We start from the raw sequence: 24302 nt of genomic DNA on the forward strand, positions 1-24302 counted from the left end.
GACATGAGTAGTGATTCTTTGGTGCATGTTTGGGAAGAAAAGATCAGTATCCCAACTTATAGCATAGGTAAACCCGATAAAAACCCGATGTTCTTTGAAAAACGTGTGTATCAGGGCAGCAGTGGCGTTGTTTATCCTAACCCGGTGATAGAAAAGATCTTTGATGAAAAGAAAGACGAGGTCTATACAGCGGTGTTCCTGGAGAACCGCTACCTGAAGATCATGGTATTGCCACAATTAGGCGGCCGCATACAGATGGCTTATGATAAAGTAGGGCAGAGGCATTTCATTTATTACAACCAGGTGATCAAACCCGCCCTCGTTGGTTTATGCGGGCCCTGGATCTCCGGCGGTATAGAATTCAACTGGCCGCAGCATCACCGCCCCAGTACTTTTGAACCCGTGGATCATACCATAGAAGAAAACAGGGATGGCAGTAAAACCGTGTGGGTGAATGAAGTGGAAAAGATGTTCCATACCAAGGGAATGGCTGGGTTTACCTTACATCCTGATAAAGCTTACCTGGAAATAAAAGGGAAACTCTACAACCGTACTTCACTGCCACAGACCTTCCTGTGGTGGGCCAATCCGGCTGTAAAAGTGAATGACGATTATCAGTCCGTATTCCCGCCGGATGTGAATGCCGTTTTTGATCATGGTAAACGCGATGTGTCCACTTTCCCGATCGCTACCGGTACTTATTACAAAGTAGATTACGCGCCTGGCACAGATATTTCCCGCTATAAGAATATCCCGGTACCCACTTCGTATATGGCTATCCGTTCAGACTATGATTTTGTAGGAGGATATGAAAACGATACGCAGGCAGGATTACTGCATGTGGCCAATCACCATATCTCTCCCGGCAAAAAGCAATGGACATGGGGGCATAGTGATTTCGGCAAAGCATGGGACAAAAACCTCACAGATGAAGATGGCCCGTATATAGAACTGATGACAGGTGTTTTCACGGATAACCAGCCGGATTTCAGCTGGCTGATGCCTTACGAGGAAAAGTCTTTCACCCAGTATTTCATGCCTTACCGGGAACTGGGCATCGTAAAGAATGCAAATAAAGACCTGCTGATCTATGCAAGCGATACCGCTGTTAAAGTATTTGCCACCAGTATTCAAACCGGCATCACACTGGAGTTGTATCTGAACAACACCTTACTTTTCACGGAGAAGATCAATGTATCTCCTGAAGCTGTTTACCAGAAAGCCATACAGGCAAAAGAAGAAGAGCTGCTGGTGATATTGAAGGACCAGCTCGGGAAAGAACTACTGCGTTATGAACCTGCCGCCAACCGGAAGAATGAAATTCCCCAGGCAGCAATGGCCGCGCAGGAACCAAAGGATGTGGAGAACAACGAACAGCTTTTCCTCACAGGCTTACACCTGGAGCAATACCGCCATGCTACCTATAACCCCGTAGATTATTATGAAGAAGCATTACGCCGCGATCCTAAAGACCTGCGTTGCAACAATGCGCTGGGCGTATGGTATTTAAGGAGAGGAAATATAGTGAAAAGCGAAGCCTATTTCCGTAAGGCGATTGAAACGCTTACACAGCGCAATCCTAATCCCTATTACGGAGAACCGTTGTATAACCTGGGCCTCTGTTTACAATTACAGGGCAGGGCAGAAGAAGCATATGAAATGTTCTATAAAGCCACCTGGAACAGTGCCTGGCAAGATAGTAGTTACTTCTCCCTTGCCCAGCTCAGTACAGCCAAAGGTAATTATGAAGAAGCCCTGGAGCAGATAGAATGGTCGCTGGACAGGAATGCGCGGAACAGTAAAGCCTGGGCATTGAAGGCTATGATCCTCCGTAAACTCGACAGGCAGGATGAAGCAAGAGAAGTATGTAAAAATGCATTACGCCGCGACATCTTCAACCTCACCTTATATGCAGAACTGAAAGAACAGGATACTTTACTGAAACTGGGTCGTGAGAATGAACATAATTTTATAGAATACGCCATCGATTATGCGTCCGCCGGTTTGTATGAAGAAGCCATTGCACTTATCGGCCTTGTAAAAGGCGGTCCTATGCAGGCATACTACCTGGGATGGTTCCATTACAAAACAGGTAATACAGAACAGGCACTTGCTTACTTTAAACAAGCAGCCAAAGCAGATCCTGCATTATGTTTCCCGAACAGGATAGAAGATGTGGCCGTATTGAAACTGGCCATGACCCTGAACAGCGAAGATGCCAAAGCACCTTATTACCTGGGCTGCCTCTGGTATGATAAAAGGCAGTATGCGGAAGCAATAGAAATGTGGGAATTGTCTGCCGTAAGGGATAATACTTTCCCGACAGTATTCAGGAACCTGGGCATAGCATGGTTCAATAAAAGGAAGAACAAAACCAAAGCCCTGTATTATTTTGAAAAAGCCTTTGCACTGGACCCAACAGATGCACGTGTGTTGATGGAGCTGGACCAGTTATATAAAAGATTACATAAAGATCCTGTCAGCCGACTGTTGCTGCTGGAAAACAACCTGAAGCTGGTGAACTGGCGGGATGATGTTTACCTGGAAAGAGCCGCCATCTACAATTTCATGGGTCAGTATGAAAAAGCCTTTGAGCTGATCATGGAAAGGAAATTCCATCCATGGGAAGGAGGGGAAGGAAAGGTCTCCGGCCAATATCTCTACAGCCTTACCGGTATGGCACGGCAGGATCTTCAGAACAAAGATTATGAAGCAGCCAAAAGGAAGTTGAAAATGGCGCAGGAATACCCGGATGGATTAGGAGAAGGGAAACTCTTCGGCGCACAGGAAAATGATATCTTTTACTGGCTGGGCATGGCATACAATGGAGAGTTGTCAAAACAATACCTGCTGAAAGCTACAGAGGGATTATCAGAGCCATCTGCCGCCATGTTCTATAATGATCAGCCACCTGATAAGATCTTTTACCAGGGCCTTGCATGGGCAGCATTGGGAGAGCAGGAAAAAGCCAATACCATCTTCCGGCAACTGCTGAAGTATGGGGAAACACATTTGCAGGATGAAGTGAAGATCGATTACTTTGCGGTTTCTCTGCCGGACCTGCTGATCTTTGAAGATGATGCTAAATTGCGGAACACCCTGCATTGCAGTTATATGATGGGTCTGGGATGGCTGGGACTGCAGGAGTACGATAAAGCAACAGAGATCTTTACACGGGTACTGGAACAGGATATGCACTTTGGTGCACAAACACATTTATCAATGATCCCGCAATTGCAGGAACAACCACTTTTACATGCGCGTTAGTTTAATTTTGTTTGCATTGTGCTGTATGCTGAATGTACAGGCACAAACGATCTCACTGGAAGGAGAATGGCGGTATCGGCTGGATGCACAGGATAAAGGCATCAAAGAACAATGGTTTAACCAGTCGTTCGAAAATAAACTCCGGCTGCCCGGTACGCTGGACGATGCCGGTGTGGGTGATCCCACCACCTTAACAGCCGATTCACTGAATAAGGAAACATTGCTGATGCTTACCCGCAAACATTCCTATATCGGTGCTGCCTGGTACAGCAGGGAGATCCATATCCCGGCCAACTGGAAAGGAAAGCGTATTGATCTGTTCCTTGAACGCGTGATCTGGAAATCACAGGTATGGGTAGACGGAAAAGAAGCCTCCTTTACGGAGGAAAGCCTGAGTGCGCCACATATTTTCCCCTTACACAGATTACTGACACCTGGTAAAAAACACAGGCTGGTGATCAGGATAGATAACAGGAAGTTATATGATATGAGCACACGTGATATGGCACATGCTTATACCAATGGCACACAAATTATGTGGAATGGGGTCATTGGGCAAATAAAACTGATCGCAAAGAACCAGGCCTATATCTATGATGTGAAGGCATTTCCGGATGTACAAAAGAAAACAGCTAAGATCGCTGTTTTCCTGCTGAATGAAATGAGCACCGCTGCCAACACCCGTTTGAAAATGAAAGTAACAGGAAAACAATTTGTTTTTGAAAAAGAGATGGATGTAACTATCCCTCCCGGCGGCGGATCAAAAGAACTGGTAGTTCCAATGGGGAACAACGTAGCTCTTTGGGATGAATTTTCTCCTGATCTTTATAAAGTATCCGTACAGTTCAATGGAGAAACAGCCAACACGGCTTTTGGCATGCGGCAGCTTTCCAACGATAATGGTTTATTACAGATCAATGGCCGGCGTATCTTTTTAAGAGGCACACTCGAATGTAATATCTTTCCTTTAACCGGTTACCCGCCAATGACCAAACCAGGATGGATAAAGGTATTCAGTGCAGCAAAAGCATATGGCCTGAATCATTTACGCTTCCACTCCTGGTGTCCGCCTGAAGCCGCTTTTGAGGTGGCAGATTCCATGGGTTTCTATTTGCAGGTGGAATTACCTTTCTGGAATAAGAATGCCGGAAAGGATGATCTGATGGATAAGTGGCTGGCAGCAGAAGGGCAAAGCATCATCGTAAACTATGGCAACCATCCTTCTTTCTGTTTCTGGTCTATGGGTAATGAACTGGAAGGTGATTTCAACTGGCTGGCAGACATCTTAACTTCCTTAAAGAAACAGGATCCCCGGCACTTATATACCAGCACCACCTTTTCTTTCCAGAAAGATCATGGGCGCTTCCCGGAGCCGGTAGATGAATTTTTCATCACACAGTATACTAAAAAAGGATGGGTGAGGGGACAGGGCATCTTCAACACCTACGCCCCCAACTTCTCTACTGATTATACCAAAGCGATAGATAGTATCCCCGTTCCCATTATTACACATGAAATAGGGCAGTATTCCGTGTTCCCGAACATGCAGGAGATAAAGAAATACACCGGTGTGCTGGACCCCCTGAACTTCAAAGCCATAAGAAAAGATTTAGAGAAAAAGAACTTATTACCCTTAGCAGATCAATTCCTGCTGGCCAGTGGTAAATTCGCAGCCAACCTCTACAAGGAAGAAATAGAACGCGCCCTGAAAACTAAAGGCATGAGCGGTTTCCAGCTGCTGGACCTCCATGATTTCCCCGGGCAGGGCACTGCACTGATCGGTATCCTGGATGCTTTCTGGGATAGCAAGGGGCTGGTAACAGCAGAAATGCACCGTACCTATTGTGGCCCGGTAGTACCATTGCTTCGTTTTGATAAAGCCGTTTACACCAACAATGAACAGTTCAAAGGAGAAGTAGAAGTAGCTAATTTTAGTAATGCTATCCTGAAAAACAGCGCTATTAACTGGACGGCGAAAGATGCATCAGGTAAAGAACTCGCCGCAGGCCTGATCCCCGCACAGGATATAGAAATGGGCACTGGCCAATCCCTTGGTAGTTTTACTTTTGATCTGCAAAAGATAAAGACTGCCACCGCAGTGACCATTCATCTTAACGGTGCCGGTTACAGGAACCAATGGACCATCTGGGTATATCCTGAAAAACTGGAAACCGGTGTGGCCGTAAAAACTTTAAATGAAGCATTACCCTTGCTGGAAGCAGGAAAGAACGTATTGCTGAACCCGGATACTGCCGCGCTCAAAGGTGTACAGGGCCGTTTTGCACCTGTATTCTGGAGCCCCGTGCATTTCCCTGATCAGCCCGGCACCATGGGCATTTTATGTGATCCGCAACATCCTGCCTTTAAAAATTTCCCTACTGAATTTTACAGTAACTGGCAGTGGTGGGACCTTATCACCTCTTCCAAAACCATGGTCATGGATCCTTTGCCGGAACTTACGCCGCTGGTACGCGTGATCGATAACTTCTTTAAGAACAGGAAAATGGCCAATGTGATAGAAGCAAAAGTAGGAAAGGGAAAACTGATCCTCACTTCGCTGGACCTCACAAATAAACTGGAAGAAAGGCCCGCAGCAAGGCAACTACGGTATAGCCTTGAACAATACATGGCATCAAAAGCATTTACACCGAAAGTGGAATTATCCGTAGCACAATTACAGGCGCTGATGAAATAATCCTAATTGCATAAAATCTAAACGGATCTAAGATAAAGAAAGGTATATCTAAAGAGGATATCACCTTTCTTTTTTTGTTACCCCAAATTATCTGCCTAAGGTTTACAACTAATGTGTTATTTCCCCTTATGTATTGGAAAGTTATTTTAGTATTCGGAAATTTGTATGTAACCCGCTTGATCATTTCTGTGCAAATTGACCCGATACAAGTTTTGACGATCCCATCTTCATCAGTATCATACTTAATGTGAACCGGAATACGCTGTTGTCCTATATCGCATAAAACAATCCAGGAAGCCACTTATAAAATACTGTATGAAATTGTTTTTTTACCCATCCCTCATTTTACTGATCCTGCTTTTAAGGGTTAGTGCATTGTCGCAGGTCAATGGCAGTAAGGTACTTTTAGCGGTATCAGAAAAGTCTGACAGGCTGGATCGAAAGATAAAATCTGCTTCCCAAAAACATTTGAAATACTTTGCAAAACAGGAACAACGTATGCTAAGGCGTTTGCAAAGAAAAGATACTACCCTCGCAAAGAACCTCGTCAATGGGATATCAGGTAAAGTAAGGGATCCTGTTGATCAATCTCTTGTTACCTATAACGGTTATCTCGATTCTCTGCAAACGGCGGTCAATTTCCTTTCTGATAACAAGCTGGCTGAAGCCGCGTTAAAAAAACTAAAGTCTTTACAAGATGAGTTAGGGAATGCCAGGGACCTTGAAAAATATTTAGAGGTCCGCAAAACGTACTTCGCTGAAAAGCTGGCGTTATTCGGCAGGGTGAAAGAATTGCAATTGATGAAGAAAGATCTGGCGAAATACAAAGGGAGGTTGCAGCAGTATAAAGCCATGTTAGAGCACCCGGAGTTGCTTGAAAGGCGGTTGCTAGAATGGCTATCACAGCAGAAAGCATTTGCGGATTTCTTTAACAGGAACTCCCAGCTATCCGCTATGTTCCGGTTGCCAGGCGCCCAGGTGGAGCAACAGGCCACCATTGCCGGTTTACAGACACGGCAGTTGTTACAGCAGGAAACTATGCAACGGTTGGGCAGAGAAGCAAATCCCGGACAGATGGTGAGGAGCCAGGTTTCCGGTGTGGCTCCACAGCCCGGGTTGCCGGACCTGAGGGAGAAACTTGAAGGACTGCAGAAGAAAAGCCACGAAAACGAGTTACCGGGCTCCCCCGGTATGGCAGACCGTAAGAAAACTTTCTTACAGCGCATACAGCTCGGAACTAATTTTGAAAATACACCTTCCGGTTCTTATTTCCCGGCCTATACTGATATTGGTCTCTCTGTTGCCTATAAGCTCAATGAGAAATGCCAGGTTGGTATTGGCGGCTCGGGCAAAGTAGGCTGGGGGAAGGATATCAGGCATATTGTTGTCACCGGCCAGGGTGCATCAGTACGTTCTTTCCTGGAATGGCGCCTTAAAGGAGTGTTCCATGCAGTCAGTGCCTTTGAGATGAATTACAATATGCCTTTCAGTGCCGTGCGGCATCTTTACCATATGAAAGAATGGACGCAAAGCGGCCTGTTGGGTGTTAGCAGAACAGTACCTCTGGGAGGAAGGCTAATGAAGGAAACCAAGGTCATGCTCATGTGGGACTTCTTAAGCTACAACCAGGTGCCCCGGACCCAGCTGGTCAAATTCAGGATTGGGTATAATTTTAAATGATGACACAGAACTTTTAATCTTCCTAATTCCTATGATGAAAAGGATCTTCTTTCTTCTGGTAGCGGTGAGCCTGGCCTATGTTCCAACTGTGGATGGCCAAAACCTTACCAATCAAAATCCGGCTACTTCAAATGGTCTAAGTAAAGACTTCAGACCCCCTTCACCAAATGCCGGCGGATTGGGGATGTTCGGGCAGGTGCCGGTAGGCAACTATACAGGTACCGTTAATGTGGGCGTGCCTCTCTATGAGTTAGCCTATAAGAACTTTAAGATGCCTTTTGCCCTGAATTATCATGGCTCCGGCAACAGGCCGGATATATTTCCCGGCGAAGTAGGTTTAGGATGGGCGCTCAGTGCCGGCGGGGTTATAACGCGTGTTGTTAAAGGAATACCGGATTTCGAGGCTTATCTCCCTGCCACCAGTGAAATTGTACCTATTTTCGATAATCCAACCTATCTGGCTAATTGGAGCTCCACAGCTAAAATGAACGAATACTTAGATAGAGGCTATTTCGTAACTGATGATATATGCAACCCGGATGAGTATTACTTTGAGTTTGGTGGTATTACAGGTAGATTTTTCATGGATCACGATTCTATTTACCAGTTAAAGAGCTCTGATAATCAATACTACACCATCAAAGGGGAAATCGTGAACGACAAGACATTCAAAATGCAGACCCTGGCGCAAAGACCGGATTGGTATCCCCCAGGGTTCCCCTATAAAGATTCTCTGAATAAAAGCAAACTTGTTTATAAGTTCACTATTACAGATGGATTTGGGGTTAAATATATTTTTGGAGGCACCAACAATTCCATAGAGTTCAGCAGGCCTGGGTTTGGAATGACACCAGCTTTACCTGTTCATTTAATGCGTTACATGGCATCGCCAATGTCCTGGTTTCTTACTGCTATAGAATTCCCAACCGGGCAAAAAATAACATTGGACTATAAGCAGCACACCTTTGTAACGAAGGTAGGGGTGAACAACGTGGAACGTTCCGTTTGGCATAGGTCAACCACGCCGAGTCCGTATTATGGAGGAGGGTTTCCATTGGTCAGGGCAGAGAAAAGCACGATGATAAATGCCTGCTATCTGCAAACAATCACCACGCCTAAAGAGGTCGTCAGTTTCAGCCATTCACTGGCCACTAATCAATTAAGATTCCCGAAAGACAGTACGCTTAATAGCATAACCATTAATGATAACAGGTTCGACCGCTATGAGGACGTGGGTAATGCCTGGAGTGAAGAGTTGGTACCCTTGCGATTGGATTCCATCAGTGTTCGGGACCTGAATGGAAAATTATTCCGGCGTATTGCATTTGCCTATACGGAAAACCGTTCTACACGTCTCAAGTTACTGGAGGCCAGGATCATGGGAGGTAATTATATTACTCCACAGCTCTATGCATTTGAATATGACACACTGCCATTACCACCTTATCTTTCTAACAAAACGGATCACTACGGCTTCTACAACGGCCGGAATCCCTATATCAATACATCTGATGCAACGTATTATATTAACCTGGATTCCGCGCTGTTTACGCAGTCAAAAGATGCAGACCCTGCTTATTTACAGGCTGAAATGCTTAAGAAGATCATCTATCCTACACGCGGCTATACAACATTCGAATACGAACCACATGAGTACGCAGCTTATGTAACAACCTGGCCATTTGCTGTGCAGTCCAATCCATCTAACGCCAATAAGATAACTGGTGGCCTGCGGATAAAAAAAATTTCCAGCTACGATGGAACGGGGCAGCTTTCCATGCTTAAGCAGTACTACTATAAAAAGAACTACAAAGCCAATGGCACCCTATCCAGTGGCGTATTAGCCTATACACCGGTGTATATTGAAAATTACAGCGGGCCTGTTGTTCCGCCGGCAAGGAAAAGCTCGTCTACATCGTATTATAATGGTACATTAACTTATCATCGCTGGAGCAGCAATCCGATTTTTCCAATGGGTTTTACAAGAGGTAACCATGTCGATTATTCGGAAGTAACGGAAGTAGATGCAAACGGTGGTTTTACAGTATTTAAGTATAAGAACTATGATAATGGATATAATGATCATCCACCTTTGAACTATGTTTCAGACAATACAGCTATTAAACAGTTCTGGAAAGAAGATGAAGGCACCAGTATGAACCTGGAAAGAGGCCAGTTACTTTCTGAAGAGCTTTATGATGCAGCAAAGGTCATAAAAGCCAACAAGGTGTATAAATACAACGATGATCCCAACAGGTTTTCCCACCATGTGAGGGTAATTAACCAAACTGCTAATAGTCTTACTGTAACAGATATACCCTCGCATCGGGTGGTAGCAAATTTAGTTTACACTTACTTCCCCTACCTGAAAGAAGAAGTTTCCACGCTGTATGGAACAGCCAATGATTCCATTGTTGCTGTATTGAAGCATACCTATGACACTACCTACCGGTTAACCAAAACCACTGAGATCATTAACAGTAATGGCCGCAGCCACAAAACTGTTTACAGGTATCCGCAGGATATGCTTTCATCAGGTGCTGCAGTTACCTACAATAAAATGGTTAACCGCAGCATGGTTAATTATGTGATAGAACGTGAAAGACAGGAAAACCTCGTGCCGCAGGAAACAGACATTGTTGAATACAGCGAAGGGGTTAATCCGCCGTTCATCTTTCCCTATCAGATCCAGACAAAATACATGAACAACGCTGCTGAAACCAGGTTCAGGTTTAACTTGTATGATAGCACTGATAATGTTTTAATGAGCACAGCAGGAGCTAATAATGGGCTCAAGACCTGTTATATATGGAGCTACAATAAGGTGCACCCGGTTGCCGTGATCGAGAATGCAGACTATACTACCATAGAATCAGTTCTTGGCGGCAAACCTGCGATTGTGGCCTTTTCAGCGAAAATGCCAACAGATGAAGAAGTGCGTAGTTTCCTGGCGCCGCTGCGCAGCAGCCCGCTAATGGCATCTGCAATGGTAAATACCTATACTTTTGATGTACTGGCCGGCATGACCTCTATGACGGATGCAAATAATAAGCGGAGCTATTATGAATATGATAATTTTGGCAGGCTGGCGATTGTGAGGGATCACGACAGCCTGATCACAAAAACGATCTGCTACAACTATGCCGGAAACGTGGAGGATTGTAGTAAAGGACGGGCAGATTATGTAGCTGTAGAAGTTTTCAGGGCAACTACGGCGGCAGGCATTTGTACTAGCGGGCTGCCTATTCAAACCTACAGTGCTTATTCCCCAAGATCGGAACTGATCAACACCGCCGGCACACCGGTATTACTTGACAGAAAGGAGTTTTATTGGGACAAGAATTTTACAGACCCTTTGCCAACGGGATTTTATAAGATCAATACCGGAGCCGGCCATACCTCGGGAGGAACTTACTGGTACATGGTTGATGGAAGATACCTCTACCGTAATGCCTGTGGATTTGTAGCACCGCAAATGCTAAAGTATGCAGACACTACTTTTTATGCTATGTGTACCGCCGACCTTCCCCTAGTTCCCGTATTCGGAACAATTGCCCAAGGTAATACGCTGTATTCAGATATGGGCTTTAGTCCAAAGATCAAAGATGGCTATTATGTTTATAACGGTAATTATTTCCGTGCAACAAATGGTATAGCCGGCCCCTTTTATTCATGTAGCAGTCTGGTACCGGTTCATACATCATTAATGTCGAAGAATATACTTAGTGGCAGTCTTCTTTGCCCACGGCCTAAAATAAATACGGTATATCATAGCCAAACATTGGGTGTGGGAGCGAAGCTCTATGCTGACATTGCCTTAACAATACCTAGTGGTCAGGGATATTACAGCAACGGAACTGCCACGTTCAATGTGAATAGTTCCGGAACCATTACTTCCGTGACGCCATGTAATTAACCATATAACTGCAAATCCGAAAAAGAAATGCAAATGATACCAGCTAAAATAAAATATATCAGTACGTTTTGCTTCTGTAATATGTTATGGCTTATTGGGTTTACCCAGATAGTTCCGAATGGGCAAACCACTCCGGCTGCTACTACGCAAACGTTGCAACCCGTCCAACAGGCCTATAGCAGCGCTTTTGAAGTAAGTTCCATCCGCACATGGATCCCCTCCAAGCCTTACTTGTTTCCTGAGAATGTGTGGAGCCCCGACCGGACGGTACAAGAAGTAAAACAGGAGAATCATTATTTTGATGGTCTTGGCAGAACGCTTCAGGTTGTACGCAGAGGTACCAGCGCCAATGGGAAGGATATGGTGGCCCCTTATTTATTTGACAATATGGGGCGGATGCAATATGAGTACATTTCCTATACTTCAGCAACAGATACAAATGGTTCATTTAAAAGCAGCCCGTTTATTGAGCAAAACGTTTTTATCAAAAACCTGTACAATCCTTCTCATCATGCAAGTGGAGAAAAATTCTTTTATGGTAAGATCAACTATGAAACGGCACCTATCGGGCGGGTTGTGAAATCAATACCGCCAGGGAACAGCTGGGCTGGGAGTGATCGTGGAACAGCCAGAAGTTACGGCGTGAACGCAGCCAATGAGGTGAGGGTGTGGACCATCGCAGATACTGAAGGAGCTACCCCCGCATCAACAGCTTTTTACCTTCCGGGGCAATTACACCGGAACATTTACACAGATGAGGAGGGTAAGATAATTGTTGAGTACAAAAACAAACAGGATAAAATAGTACTTCGAAAAGTGCAATTGACCTCTGCGGTTGTGACAGCACATGCCGGCTGGTTATGCACATACAGTGTATTTGATGGATTCGGCAATCTCCGCTGTGTGATATCTCCAAGGGCAGTAGAACTGCTGGAACCTGCGGGATGGAGTTTTGCCGCCGGTCCGGCGCTGTTAAAAGATCTTTGTTTTTGGTACTGGTATGATGCCCGGAGTAGGGTAAGTGTAAAAAAGGAACCAGGTAGTGGCCCTATGAAAATGGTCTATGATAATCTTGACCGTCTGGTGATGTCTCAGGATAGTAGCTTGCAGGTGCAGGGTAAGTGGCTGGTGAACCAGTTTGATGCGTGGAACAGGCCAACAGCTATATATCTGTGGACTAACAATCAATCGCGTGCTGTTCACGCAGCGGTTGCTGCAGGCAGTGCAAGCTATCCAACTTTAACCGGCACGTATGAATTATTAAATCAGAATTATTATGACAACTATTCATGGGTAGCAGCAAGTGGCAGTGGGCTTGCTTCCACTTTCACCAATGCAGAAACATCCAGTGGTTTTTATGCTGCATCCAACGATGTAGCTCCTTATGCGCGGGCCTTAACACCGGATTACAATGTAAAAGGAGTACTCACCGGTTCAAAGATCAAAGTTTTAGGCACAAGTACTTATCTATATGCTGTTTATTTCTATGATAGCCATGGCAGGCCCATCCAGGTACAACGCAGGAATATAACAGGAGGCACTGACCTGGCAACAACCCAATACAGCTTTGATGGAAAAGTACTGGTAAGGAAAGAAAACCGCAACGCAACAGGAATGACGCCGGCAAACATCATCCTTCTGACAACCAGTTATTACGATGCCGGTGGCCGCCTCACAGAGGTCAGGAAAAAGGTGAATACGGATCCAGAGGTCATTATCTTCCACAATACCTATAATGAACAGGCAGAACTCATGCAAAAGAAACTTGGGCAAAAGAAAACAGGCACCACCTACAGCAATGATCCCGTAGAAACGTTGCACTTCGCATATAATATCCGGGGTTGGTTAACGGCTATTAATAAAGATTATATAACTAATGCAAATGCTGGCCGTTATTTTGGGATGGAATTAAGTTATGACTATGGGCATAGTGCTCCTTCAGGCGGTTATTTTACAGGCAATATTGCAGGTATAAAATGGCGCGGTGCCAGCGATGGAGAGCTGCGTTCTTATGGCTTCGGATATGATGCCAACAAACGCCTGATGAAATCGGATTTTACACAATACAATGGTGCCTGGAACACTTCTGCCGGAATAGATTACAGTTCAAAAGTCGGAGATGGCATTAATGCTGCCACAGCGTACGATGCTAACGGAAACATTCAATTAATGGAACATAAGGGATGGAAGCCTGGCGGCAGCGTAACAATTGACAGCCTACAATATAACTATCAGGCAAACAGCAATCTGCTTAACAATGTTATAGATCGCCGTAACGACACAGCCACGCGGCTGGGGGATTTTAGAAGCTCCAAACAATATATGACCGCTTTAAGCAACGTGAAAACAACAGCCGCAGTAGACTATGCGTATGACGTAAATGGTAATCTTATTAAAGACCGTAACAAAGATATCGGTGATGCCGCCAATAATGGCATTGTTTATAATTTCCTGAACCTGCCCCAGACAGTTACATTCAGAGGCGCCGGAGGTGTAGTAAGAGGAACAGTGAACTTTATTTATGACGCAGAAGGGAAGAAACTAAAAAAACAGATTCAGGAAACAGGTTTTCCCGCGATCAATACACTTTACATGGATGGGCTGGTATATTATAATGATACCCTTCAGCTGATTGAACATGAGGAAGGAAGGATACGATATATCCCTGCAGTAGCCGGTAATCCTGCGGCATTCCAGTATGATTATTTCGTGAAGGACCACCTGGGCAATACGAGAGCCGTATTGTCTGAAGCAATTTCTAATGATCTGTACCCGCAACTAACCTTGGAGGGTACAGCAGGCACTACGGAAGTACTACAGCAGAACAATTACTGGGAAAATAAAGATGGGCTGTCCATCAATATTACCGGCAGCCGTATTGCACGGCCCGCAGCTTTTGGTACTGCTGCCGGTAACGGAAGTTACGTTATCCTGGCACGTAAATCCACTGGTACCATTGGGGCAACCAAACTTCTGAAAGTAATGGCAGGAGACCGGATCCATACCTCTGTTGAATACTATTATACAGTGGCAAATGCCAACAATACACCGGCTAATGGCATTGCAAGCTTGGTAAGCAGCCTGCTCTCCTCATTGCCCGTTTTAAGTAATGTGCCCGGCATCATAAAGGCTGGCGCAACTATGGTCACTAACAGTCTGCAGTCCAATACATCCCTTGTGAGCCTTTTAAATACCGCAGCTTCTTCCAGTGGAGCAAATCAGGCTCCCAAGGCATATCTGAATATATTATTCTTTGATGAAAGGTTTGCATTTGACCAGGCCAGCAGTATGGTGATCCCCGTGGCCTATATTCCGAATCAAAAGGGGACGATAGATAAACGGCTGGCAAATGCAGTGCTGGCAAAAAAAAGTGGCTACGTATATGTTTACTTCAGCAATGAAAGTGATGAAATGGTTTATTTCGACAACTTCATGTTAACGCATGAAAGAGGGCGGTTGCTGGAAGAATCTCACTATTATCCATTTGGGTTGTTAATGGCTGGTATTAGTAGCAAATCATTTGGCATAAAAGGAAATAAATTCTTATACAATGGTAAGGAACTTCAAAATGGTGAAATGGCAAACGGCGAAGGCCTGGAATGGTACGACTTTGGCGCTAGGATGTACGAGCCTCAGCTTGGACGCTGGCATGTTAAAGATCCTTTGGGTGAAAAATACTCTGAATGGTCTCCTTACCATGCTGTTGCTAATAACCCCATGATCGTTACCGACCCTGAAGGGAAAAAATGGGTGATTACGATTACTATATATGAGAATGGAAGTATACATTTTGAAATTTATTTCTATGGTGTTATCAAGAATTCCAGCGGTAAACCATATGATGCTGCAGCATTTGAACGGGTAATAAAAGAACAGATCGAACGGGTCTTCAATACCAACATACCAGTCAATAATACAGGAACAACAGTTTCTTCAAACATTCACGTGAATCTTCGAACAGTAAAATCAGAAAATGAAATAGGAGATAATGATCATATCATTGAAATCGTCAACCCTAACCAACAGGGGATCTTCACAGGCCAAAACGCGGATGCATTTGCAAGGTCTCCGATGGGTGGCCTGCGTGTTTATGTTAATTATGAACACCTGAATGAGATCATAAGTGGAAGGGACCGCAATACAATCGCTCATGAACTTGGGCATACAGCAGGACTTATTCACCCTGATGACAGAACTATGAGTAACTATATGGCACGGAAATGGAATGCTGAAAAGCAGCGATTAAATACTTTCAATCAGGACCTTAAGTATAATTTTATGTGGAGTTATGGCGAACTTAAAAAAAATAATGTCCCTATGAATGCGGCTGTAGGCATGACAACAGTTCAGCTTGGCCTGATGTATTCTAACTATAAAGAGGGGAAATTAAACCAGCAAACTAATTTTAGATTTAATTGGGGAGGAATTCCGGGTATTCCTGTGCAAGGACCGAGGGTCAGATATCCTGGGTTAAAGTATCCCCAAAACTAATAAACCTTCAATTTTCTTAATCTATATCAACATTTTTGGCTGCCCTATTCCGTACGTTGCCATTTCACCAAAAACAAATACGTTATGGCAACACAATCAGGAATTATCAAGTATGAAGGCAAGCTGGACGAGACCCTCGGTTACAACCGAAAGGGAAAACGCTGCGTTCGCCGCATGCCTAAACATGTACGGAGAAGTATCGCCACGGTACTTTCCGGCAATGACTTTGGCACCGCCAGCAGAGCGGGCAAACTGATCCGCAGGGCCTTAATACCAACCCTGGATATCCGGCTGGATCACACACTGACCAACCGGCTCAACAAAGAGATGCTGAAGGTACTTTATACAGGCAGCCAGGAACGTGGCAGCAGAAGTATCCAAAACAAAGCGCTCGAACTGTTGAAGGGATTCCAGTTCAACAAAACCACAGGATTAGATAGGTTGCTCCCGTTTCCCACACCCAAAGTAGTACAGGATGGCGATCAATTACGGATCGCTATACCAGCCATGGAAGCCAAAGCCATCCGCCATGCCGGGAATACAACACATATTGAGATCAAAGCGATTGCAGCGGGTGTGAACTTTAATGGTGTTGAACAGGAACAGGCAGTATCAGACAAAGTATTGTTCAACATTCACCAACCGGCAGCGGCTACAGAATTAGTACTCCCTTTCAAAGCAGGAAAAGCAGAAACGATCGTGGTCTTACAGGTAAGGGCCTTCAGTGAAGACAATGGTATCCTGTATGCATCGGGTAACAGGAAATATTGTGCAGCAGACATCATTGATGTTATTCCATCTTTCACTGAAGAGGAAGCAGGAACACCGGCATATGCAACAGAACCATCCCTTTCCCTGCTGCACGCTGATAAAACCTACGCTGCGCCTCAGAGGGAATGAATACAAATGAGGCGGGTGACAAAAATTAACGTGAAGTGTTCCTTCCGCCGGAAAATCAATGTGCATAACGGAAAAACAGCACATTATTTGCAGTAAATTTGTAGAATGGAAACACAATATCCGAACAACCTTCTCTTTCCATTAGCTAAAAAGCAGCTTTTAGCACCCAACACCCCAAACTTAAGCCCTAAACATTAACCCCACATCATCTCCACCACAAGTACACATCATCTCCACATCAAGTCCACCTATCTCCCGGTATTCTCTCGTCAATCCCTTATCTGTCCTGTATTGTTCCCTCATACTACACCCCAGATACACGGCCAGTAACCTTCTTGCTCTCCCATTGACTGGTAAATCATGCTCCCGTAAGGGACATTCGTATACGAAACCTTTAATAAAAAACTGCCGGTACATTGTACCGGCAGTTTGAATGATCGTATGTTGAAAGGTTAGAAGTTTATGATCTCGTTACCGGACCAGTCTGTTTCCGTGATCCGCGGTGCAACAGAAGTACCGCCGGTAGTCGGGATGGTCACATGAAGCGTTGTGAGCACATTCCGTTTATAGTAGATAGTTTTATCACCTAAATGAACGGTACCTCCGCCTGGTTTTTCCCATGTTACCCTGGTTAAAATAGGCATGGTACTGTCTCTTGACTTTAATTCATCCGATGCAAGCACATAGGACCGGCTGCCGATATCGCCAGGTGTTACACTAAATGGCAGGGCGAGGGGCCAGGAAAGAGATGATGCGTCCCAGCCAAATTCAGCTTTCAGTTTTCCCCCTGTAAAATTAGTGGCACTAAGCTTTACGCCAAATGAACGTCTTTTCACATTGATCGAGATAGGAGCAGGGTTGGCAGATCCTGCATAGCTGGTATCTCCCTGGTAATAATCTACCTGAGGATAGTATACGGTCTGCAGATAGTTTGATGAATCAAGCGGATTCGCTAACTGTAGATGATACACGGAATCCCTGGCAAAAACATAATCTGTTATTGAATCCATCCGGTTCTTCAATGAGAAATTAATCGGATAATCAAAATAGAACAAACCGTTCTGAACTGTGTAAAATAAGCCAGAGCCTGTTCCTTTTTTATAGACGCTGATGCTTATTTTATATTGTCCGGATGTAGGTGCATTAATGTACATGGAATCAACATGACTAAACAGGCCGGTAGAAGCCGGACGCCAGTCGCCCACCCTTGTTACGGAAATAGAATATAGCGTGGTATTTCCAAAATTCCTCGCGCCGGATAAAACATCCTCATTTGCTCTTCTTCCCAGGGGACTTTCGCTGGTTAAGATATCTCCTGTAAGCTTCAGTTGTACCCTTACGGTTCCGGAATTGTTAACGGGAGGCTCTGCCGGAGGCGTTTGTTTGTTCTTCTGGCAGGAAATAGCCATGATAGCGCAGCTACAGGCTAAAAACAATGTCATTGATTTCATAAGTATATTGGGTTTATAGCATGGGTAATACCTGTAAATATAGTATTATTTTTGATAATATCAAAAGCTAGTTGATCAATACCACACTACCCGTGTTATGCTTTATCTCTTTGGTAGTAAGAGAACGGTATTGCAGATGCCATACATAGCTGCCTGGGGACAGCAGCGTCCCATTCTGGCGCCCGTCCCATCCCTGGTGCGGATTGTTGGACTGGTACAACAAATTGCCCCAGCGGGAATAAACCTGCAGCAGGTAGTCAGTAATATTTCCACGGAATATGGGCCGTAGCAGATCGTTCACACCATCCTTATTGGGAGAAAATGCAGTAGGAAAAACAAACTCCGGTTCACAATCCTTTTGTACAACCATCAGTGTATCGCTATAAGTACCGCAACGGTTAGCGGTTTCAAGATAATATTTCCCGCCCTGCCTTACCGTAATAGACCCGGCATGAGAACCATCCTGCCAGGTATACTGCGGATAATTGTATTGTGATTGATCAAGCACCAATTTATCATTATAACAGATCTGCACAGCCGGCCCGAGTTCAAAACGTGGCAGTGCATCCTGCTCTACATTAAAACTGGTAGCAGTATCACAACCATTCAGCGAGATCCTTACATGCCAGGTGCCCGGTTGCGTGATACTGATAGCAGGGCCCTGCTGTACCTGTTGCCAGTAATATAATGCTCCCGGTTGCTGTATATCCACATCGAGCTGTACCGGAATGTTATCACAGAAAAAAGTATCGCGCAATGCCTTTAATTCAGGATAAGGCCTGAAGTCAACATATATTTCATCACGTGTTTTGCAGTTATTTACCCCATACGTTACTTCCAGCCAGTAGGTACCAGATTGTGTAACGTTTAGCTCGGGTGTTGTATTCCCCGTATTCCAGGCATAGGCGGTTCCTGCAAGATCACTTTTCAGCACCAGCGGTTTACCGATACACACTGCCGTATCGTTGCCAATGTTTACAACGGGGATCCGCATATCAAGGTCCTGCCAGACCGTATCAGTATGGCAGGGATAATATAGGATAAGGCTCACGTTGTAATTGCCTTCTGTTGCAAAATCGTGTATGCCATTGGATAAACGCGTGGTATCAGTACCATCTCCGAAATGCCAGTGGACGGAATCCGGAGGGTTCATACTGCTGAAACTATAAATGGTCCTCAGTTCATTACAAACATAATCCGTGTTGATAACAGCCTCATTATCATCATTCCCTCCGGCTATAATATTCGGAAGGCCAAGTGTGGTGTTGCCGGAACGGAAATTATAAACACTATAACCCGGCCGGTCGCGGTTATCGGGGTCTGTTAAAACGCTGGTATAAGTGCTGGTTATTTTTTCAGCCATATAGATCCTTTTATCCGGTCCCAGGGCCAGGCTGAATACTTCCCTGAAATCATCCCATGGTAATACCTGCCTTACAGAAGCCATGATATCATTCCTGTTAAAGCTGGAGATGTCCATGCTTAACAGTTCTCCGCCGCCACCCCAGGAATTGGTGGAACTTATATAAAGGTTCTGGCTGTTGTAGGAAAATTCAACACCATATGGAGATAAATAATTAGCCGGGAAGTCCCAGGAATTAAAGGAGATAGGGTTCGTTAGTTCACCTGTCCGGTTATTGAAGTCAAATATCTGAAAGCCCAGCTCAAAAAAAGCAACAGCCAGTTTCCGCCCGTTGGATGAGTAACGGAGATATCCTTCCGTCTGATTTACCGGTATGATCCGCATCCCATTACCACTAACAACAGGTGTAGCACTAACGCCGGATGGAGTTACCAGGTATGAAATAAAGGTATTGTCCGGCTGCCGGTAAGTAGTGACCCAAACATCCCGTTTATTACAATGCACCACTGCTCCCAGTTTCTCATAACAATTCCCCGCCAGCAGAACATTTTTAACGGCAGTGACAGCACCATTCCCGCCATCCAGCCGCATATCCACTTCTGAATACATTAAGCCATTCGGACCGGTTTCTCCGCGCCAGGGGATGGTAAAGATGTAGTAGATGTTCTTATCATTGGGTTTGGGAACAATCAGGGCTGATTGTGTACTGGATATATTTCCCCGCAGGTTAGTGCCATTCACCATTACCTGGTGTAGTTTATTATAAACCGTAACCCCATCTGTATAAAATAAAAGCGCCCCGTTATCATCGGCAACGGATGCGGAGCCTTCCATCTGGTTCAATGCGCTGCCGGTGATCATGGTTGGCCCTACAGTTCGGAAATCAAGACCCACGCCCTTACCGTAATACCATTGGTACCATTGCTTCTGCTGACTAAAGGAATATTGAAAAAAAGAAAGGAAAAGAAGAAGGAGCAAGTACTTTTTCATGGATAACCAGGCCTAAGGATACACTAAAGTATACATAATTTTCATAAAACGTGTTTATATACAGATTTAGTAGATTTGGGACTATGGAACACATTATTAATGCAACAGTTAAGTTCGTAAAAAAGGAATTGGAAGGGGCCGAAGGTGGTCACGATTGGTGGCATATCCACCGTGTATGGCAAAGATCTAAACTGATCGCACAAAAAGAAAAGGCAGACCTGCTGGTGGTAGAATTAGGCGCTTTGCTGCATGATATCGCAGACGCAAAATTCCATGACGGCGATGAGGAGATAGGGCCTGCTAAAGCAGTGGCTTTTATGCAAACACAGCATATCCCGGCGGATACGATCCAACATGTAGAGAACATCATCCGGCATATATCCTTTAAAGGCGGTAATAATGAACGGGCGTTCTATTCAGTGGAACTGGGCATTGTGCAGGATGCGGACAGGCTGGATGCATTAGGTGCTATCGGCATAGCACGCGCGTTTAACTACGGCGGGTTCAAAAACCGTCCCTTATATGATCCGGCAGTAAAACCCCAGCTGCAAATGACGCGGGAGGAATACAAGGCCAGTACGGCCCCCACTATCAATCACTTTTATGAAAAGTTGCTATTGCTGAAAGACAGGATGAATACAGCCACAGGAAAAGCGTTGGCAGAAGAAAAACATGCTTTCATGGAAACATTCCTGGCACAGTTCTATGCAGAATGGGAGGGGGCCTGAATACAAATTTCCGCAAGGAATCTAATATATTCAGGTCGCGCACCATTATTCCATCCGCAACGATTTCACCGGGTTTCTCATGGCAGCTTTCACGCCCTGGAAACTCACGGTGATCACTGCTATAATAAGTGCCACCAATCCGGATATAGCAAACATCCACCAGGATAGTTCGATGCGGTAGTCTGCATCCTTCAGTAGTTGTTGCATTACAAATGCCGCAAGGGGAGAGGCCAGTACAAAAGCTATTAATACAGGCTTCATAAAATCCTTGGATAAGGAGAACCAGATCTTTGTAATACCGGCACCAAATACTTTGCGGATACCGATCTCTTTATTACGTCTCTCTGCCAGGAAAGTTGAAAGGCCAAAAAGCCCCAGGCAGGAAATGAAGATAGCTAGTACACCCAATCCGAAAGTGAGTTGCGCTGCCGCACGAAGGCCGCGGTATTCTTTATCATATTCTGCTTTCATGAACTGCAGCTCAAAGGGATAATTGGGATTACTCCGTTTAGCGGCAGCTTCTATCAGGTTCACTGTTTTACGCCAGTTATTATCATTCCTTAACCTCACGAAGAAATAGCTGCCGCCAGTGCCCAGCTGGATCATCATGGGGCCGGGATTGGAACTGGCCTGGTTGAACACAAAATCCTCTACCACACCTATCAGTGTTTTATCTCCCAGTTTAGTACCTATCACGGGTTCTTTCAGGCCCATTTTTCTTACCGCTGTTTCATTGAGCAGGCAGGCGGTTGAATCAGCGCCATAAGCAGGATCGAAATCCCGGCCTGCCGCCATTTTTAAACCTGCCGTTTTTGTCCAGTCGTAATTTACCCAGGTAAGGGTGACAGGGAAATTCTGATCATCTGTTTTGCCCGGCCATTGAACACCGTCTGATCTACCACCAAACTTGATCATATTATTGCTGCCTGCTGAAACACTTTGCACACCGGGGATCTGCTGCACTTCTGCTTTGAATAAATTAAACTTGTCACCCATGTCGCCTCTCGCAGGTATGATGATCAGGTTCTCTTTATCATAACCCAGTGGGCGGTTCTGTATGTGCTGTTGTTGCCGGAAAATAACAACGATGGAAATGATCAGGAAGATGGAGATCACAAACTGGAAGGTCACCAATCCCTTGCGCAGCAGCGCGCCTCCTTTGTTATTGGTTACTGTGCCTTTCAATACCTTCACCGGTTTGAAATTGCTTAAAAAGAAAGCAGGGTAACTACCCGCTACCAGGCCTGTGATAATAGTAATACCGGTTAATGCGCCCAGGACCTGCCAGTTAAACACATCAAAGCTGAAATGAACATCGGGGAAGCGGTTCACCAAAGGCAATATCATCCTGGCCAGCAATAGGGCTAAAAGTAATGCAAGGAAGGTCATGCACAATGCTTCCGCCAGGAATTGCATAATGATCACTTTCCGCGGAGCGCCTAAAACTTTACGCACACCTACTTCTCTTGCACGGCGTTCGGAATGTGCTGTGGCAAGGTTCATGAAGTTCACACAGGCAATCAGCAAAATGAAGATCCCTACGATGACCATTATTTTCACACCGTCTATTAATCCGCCACTTACTTTCCCGTTCCTGAAGCTGCCATACAGGTGCAGGTCCGCCAGGGGATAAGCAAAGAAGGTGGTTTTCTCCACATCTGCATGTCTTTTAATAGCAGCCTGTATTTTGTTATTCACAACAGTAATGTCTGAAGAAGGGGTTAATTCTACCCAGGTCTGGATGCTGTTGTTATCCCATTTGTTGATCCATTCGCTGTTTACCTGCTCAAATATTTTGAAGGGGAGTACTATATCAAACTTGAAAGTGCTATTCTGTGGAATGTCCCGGATCACTGCGCCAACTTTCAGATCACGAACATTATCATGCCGCAGTATTTTACCGAGTGCGCTTTCGGTACCGAAGAGTTTTTTAGCCGTTCGTTCCGTGATCACTACCGATCCCGGGTCTTGTAGGGCAGTAACGGGGTTTCCTTCAATGGCTTCGAAGCTGAGCATACGGAAAAGGTCCGGCTCGGCATAGAAACCTCTTTCATAGAAACTGTTTTCACCGGCATGGATCATTTGTTGATTGGTGTAGCTGGTACGGGACACGTATTTGATATCAGGTACGTCCTCACGCAGTACAGCAGCTAAAGGCCCCGCTACAGACCTGCTGGTGCCAATGTCTCCACCTATCTGGTGATTGTACATGATCTGGTGGATCTGTGGAAGATGCGCATGGAATTTATCATAGTTCATGGCATCCCTGATCCATAACAGGAGCATAATGGTAATGGCCAGGCCAACAGCCAGCCCGCCTATATTGATGAGGGAAGAAACTTTATCTTTTACAATGTTCCTCCAAGATACAAGGAAGTAGTTATACAGCATATCGTGGTAATTGATCAGCAAGGCATGCACTAAGAGAATGCCAGAATCATTACCTGTTATAAATCAAATGGATATGATTTTTTAAATGGTAAGAAATGTCCGGTTTTAGTACATGCTGTGTTCGCTAATGACAAGCTACAAAAAAATACGGGCGGAATGCTCCGCCCGTAAAAATGATACTGATAATGCCTGTTCATCTGATTGCTCTTGATAAGGAAATTGCTTCGCACTTATCTTGTGATTCATTTCTCCGATCGCCCCTGATAGGGAATTGCCTTTGCACTGATCTTGTGATCCATTTCTCCGATCGCCCCTGATAAGGAATTGCCTTTGCACTGATCTTGTGATCCATTTCTCCGATCGCCCCTGATAAGGAATTGCCTTTGCACTGATCTTGTGATCCATTTCTCCGATCGCCCCTGATAAGGAA

The 24302-nt window shown here is 45.0% G+C and carries 10 protein-coding genes; 7 read left to right on the top strand and 3 right to left on the bottom strand.

The features are described 5' to 3' along the window. Positions 1-3 precede the first annotated feature (3 nt). The 6 genes from AAHN97_RS09605 (at position 4) to AAHN97_RS09630 (ending at position 16949) form a co-directional block, all read left to right on the top strand. Positions 4-3267, top strand: coding sequence for a DUF5107 domain-containing protein (locus tag AAHN97_RS09605; protein ID WP_343307375.1), 3264 nt, complete (start codon positions 4-6; stop codon positions 3265-3267). After that, positions 3257-5962, top strand: a complete 2706-nt coding sequence (locus tag AAHN97_RS09610) for a sugar-binding domain-containing protein (RefSeq protein WP_343307376.1) — start codon at positions 3257-3259, stop codon at positions 5960-5962. The genes AAHN97_RS09605 and AAHN97_RS09610 overlap by 11 nt, the downstream gene beginning before the upstream one ends. Before the next feature lie 315 nt (positions 5963-6277). Then, positions 6278-7642 carry a hypothetical protein gene (locus AAHN97_RS09615; protein WP_343307377.1) on the top strand — a complete coding sequence of 455 codons (1365 nt, stop codon included), beginning with the start codon at positions 6278-6280 and terminating at the stop codon, positions 7640-7642. A 31-nt stretch (positions 7643-7673) separates the two neighbouring features. Next, positions 7674-11558, top strand: coding sequence for a hypothetical protein (locus AAHN97_RS09620; RefSeq protein ID WP_343307378.1), 3885 nt, complete (start codon positions 7674-7676; stop codon positions 11556-11558). 27 nt (positions 11559-11585) lie between these two features. Further along, positions 11586-16049 carry a DUF6443 domain-containing protein gene (locus AAHN97_RS09625; RefSeq protein ID WP_343307379.1) on the top strand — a complete coding sequence of 1488 codons (4464 nt, stop codon included), beginning with the start codon at positions 11586-11588 and terminating at the stop codon, positions 16047-16049. Between the two features lie 84 nt (positions 16050-16133). After that, positions 16134-16949, top strand: coding sequence for a hypothetical protein (locus AAHN97_RS09630; protein ID WP_343307380.1), 816 nt, complete (start codon positions 16134-16136; stop codon positions 16947-16949). Between the two features lie 452 nt (positions 16950-17401). Here AAHN97_RS09630 and AAHN97_RS09635 read toward each other — a convergent pair whose 3' ends face one another. Continuing rightward, complete coding sequence (locus AAHN97_RS09635; RefSeq protein WP_343307381.1) at positions 17402-18400, bottom strand: hypothetical protein; 999 nt, start codon at positions 18398-18400, stop codon at positions 17402-17404. 67 nt (positions 18401-18467) lie between these two features. Next, complete coding sequence (locus tag AAHN97_RS09640) at positions 18468-20753, bottom strand: gliding motility-associated C-terminal domain-containing protein (RefSeq protein ID WP_343307382.1); 2286 nt, start codon at positions 20751-20753, stop codon at positions 18468-18470. An 83-nt stretch (positions 20754-20836) separates the two neighbouring features. On the opposite strand from AAHN97_RS09640, the gene AAHN97_RS09645 reads away from it, so the two are divergent. Beyond that, positions 20837-21481: an HD domain-containing protein gene (locus tag AAHN97_RS09645; protein WP_343307383.1), complete on the top strand. Its 645-nt coding sequence runs from the start codon at positions 20837-20839 to the stop codon at positions 21479-21481. Between the two features lie 45 nt (positions 21482-21526). On the opposite strand, the gene AAHN97_RS09650 is transcribed toward AAHN97_RS09645, so the two are convergent. Continuing rightward, positions 21527-23872 carry an ABC transporter permease gene (locus tag AAHN97_RS09650; protein WP_343307384.1) on the bottom strand — a complete coding sequence of 782 codons (2346 nt, stop codon included), beginning with the start codon at positions 23870-23872 and terminating at the stop codon, positions 21527-21529. Between the last annotated feature and the right edge of the window lie 430 nt (positions 23873-24302).

The organism is Chitinophaga niabensis, from assembly GCF_039545795.1.
Lineage (GTDB): Bacteria > Bacteroidota > Bacteroidia > Chitinophagales > Chitinophagaceae > Chitinophaga > Chitinophaga niabensis_B.

What these genes read in the sequence shown, in the direction of transcription:
- AAHN97_RS09630 (WP_343307380.1), top strand. Translation starts at nt 16,134, where the DNA reads ATGGCAACACAATCAGGAATTATCAAGTATGAAGGCAAGCTGGACGAG.
- AAHN97_RS09645 (WP_343307383.1), top strand. Translation starts at nt 20,837, where the DNA reads ATGGAACACATTATTAATGCAACAGTTAAGTTCGTAAAAAAGGAATTG.
- AAHN97_RS09620 (WP_343307378.1), top strand. Translation starts at nt 7,674, where the DNA reads ATGATGAAAAGGATCTTCTTTCTTCTGGTAGCGGTGAGCCTGGCCTAT.
- AAHN97_RS09625 (WP_343307379.1), top strand. Translation starts at nt 11,586, where the DNA reads ATGCAAATGATACCAGCTAAAATAAAATATATCAGTACGTTTTGCTTC.
- AAHN97_RS09615 (WP_343307377.1), top strand. Translation starts at nt 6,278, where the DNA reads ATGAAATTGTTTTTTTACCCATCCCTCATTTTACTGATCCTGCTTTTA.
- AAHN97_RS09635 (WP_343307381.1), bottom strand. Translation starts at nt 18,400, where the DNA reads ATGAAATCAATGACATTGTTTTTAGCCTGTAGCTGCGCTATCATGGCT.
- AAHN97_RS09650 (WP_343307384.1), bottom strand. Translation starts at nt 23,872, where the DNA reads ATGCTGTATAACTACTTCCTTGTATCTTGGAGGAACATTGTAAAAGAT.
- AAHN97_RS09610 (WP_343307376.1), top strand. Translation starts at nt 3,257, where the DNA reads ATGCGCGTTAGTTTAATTTTGTTTGCATTGTGCTGTATGCTGAATGTA.
- AAHN97_RS09640 (WP_343307382.1), bottom strand. Translation starts at nt 20,753, where the DNA reads ATGAAAAAGTACTTGCTCCTTCTTCTTTTCCTTTCTTTTTTTCAATAT.
- AAHN97_RS09605 (WP_343307375.1), top strand. Translation starts at nt 4, where the DNA reads ATGAGTAGTGATTCTTTGGTGCATGTTTGGGAAGAAAAGATCAGTATC.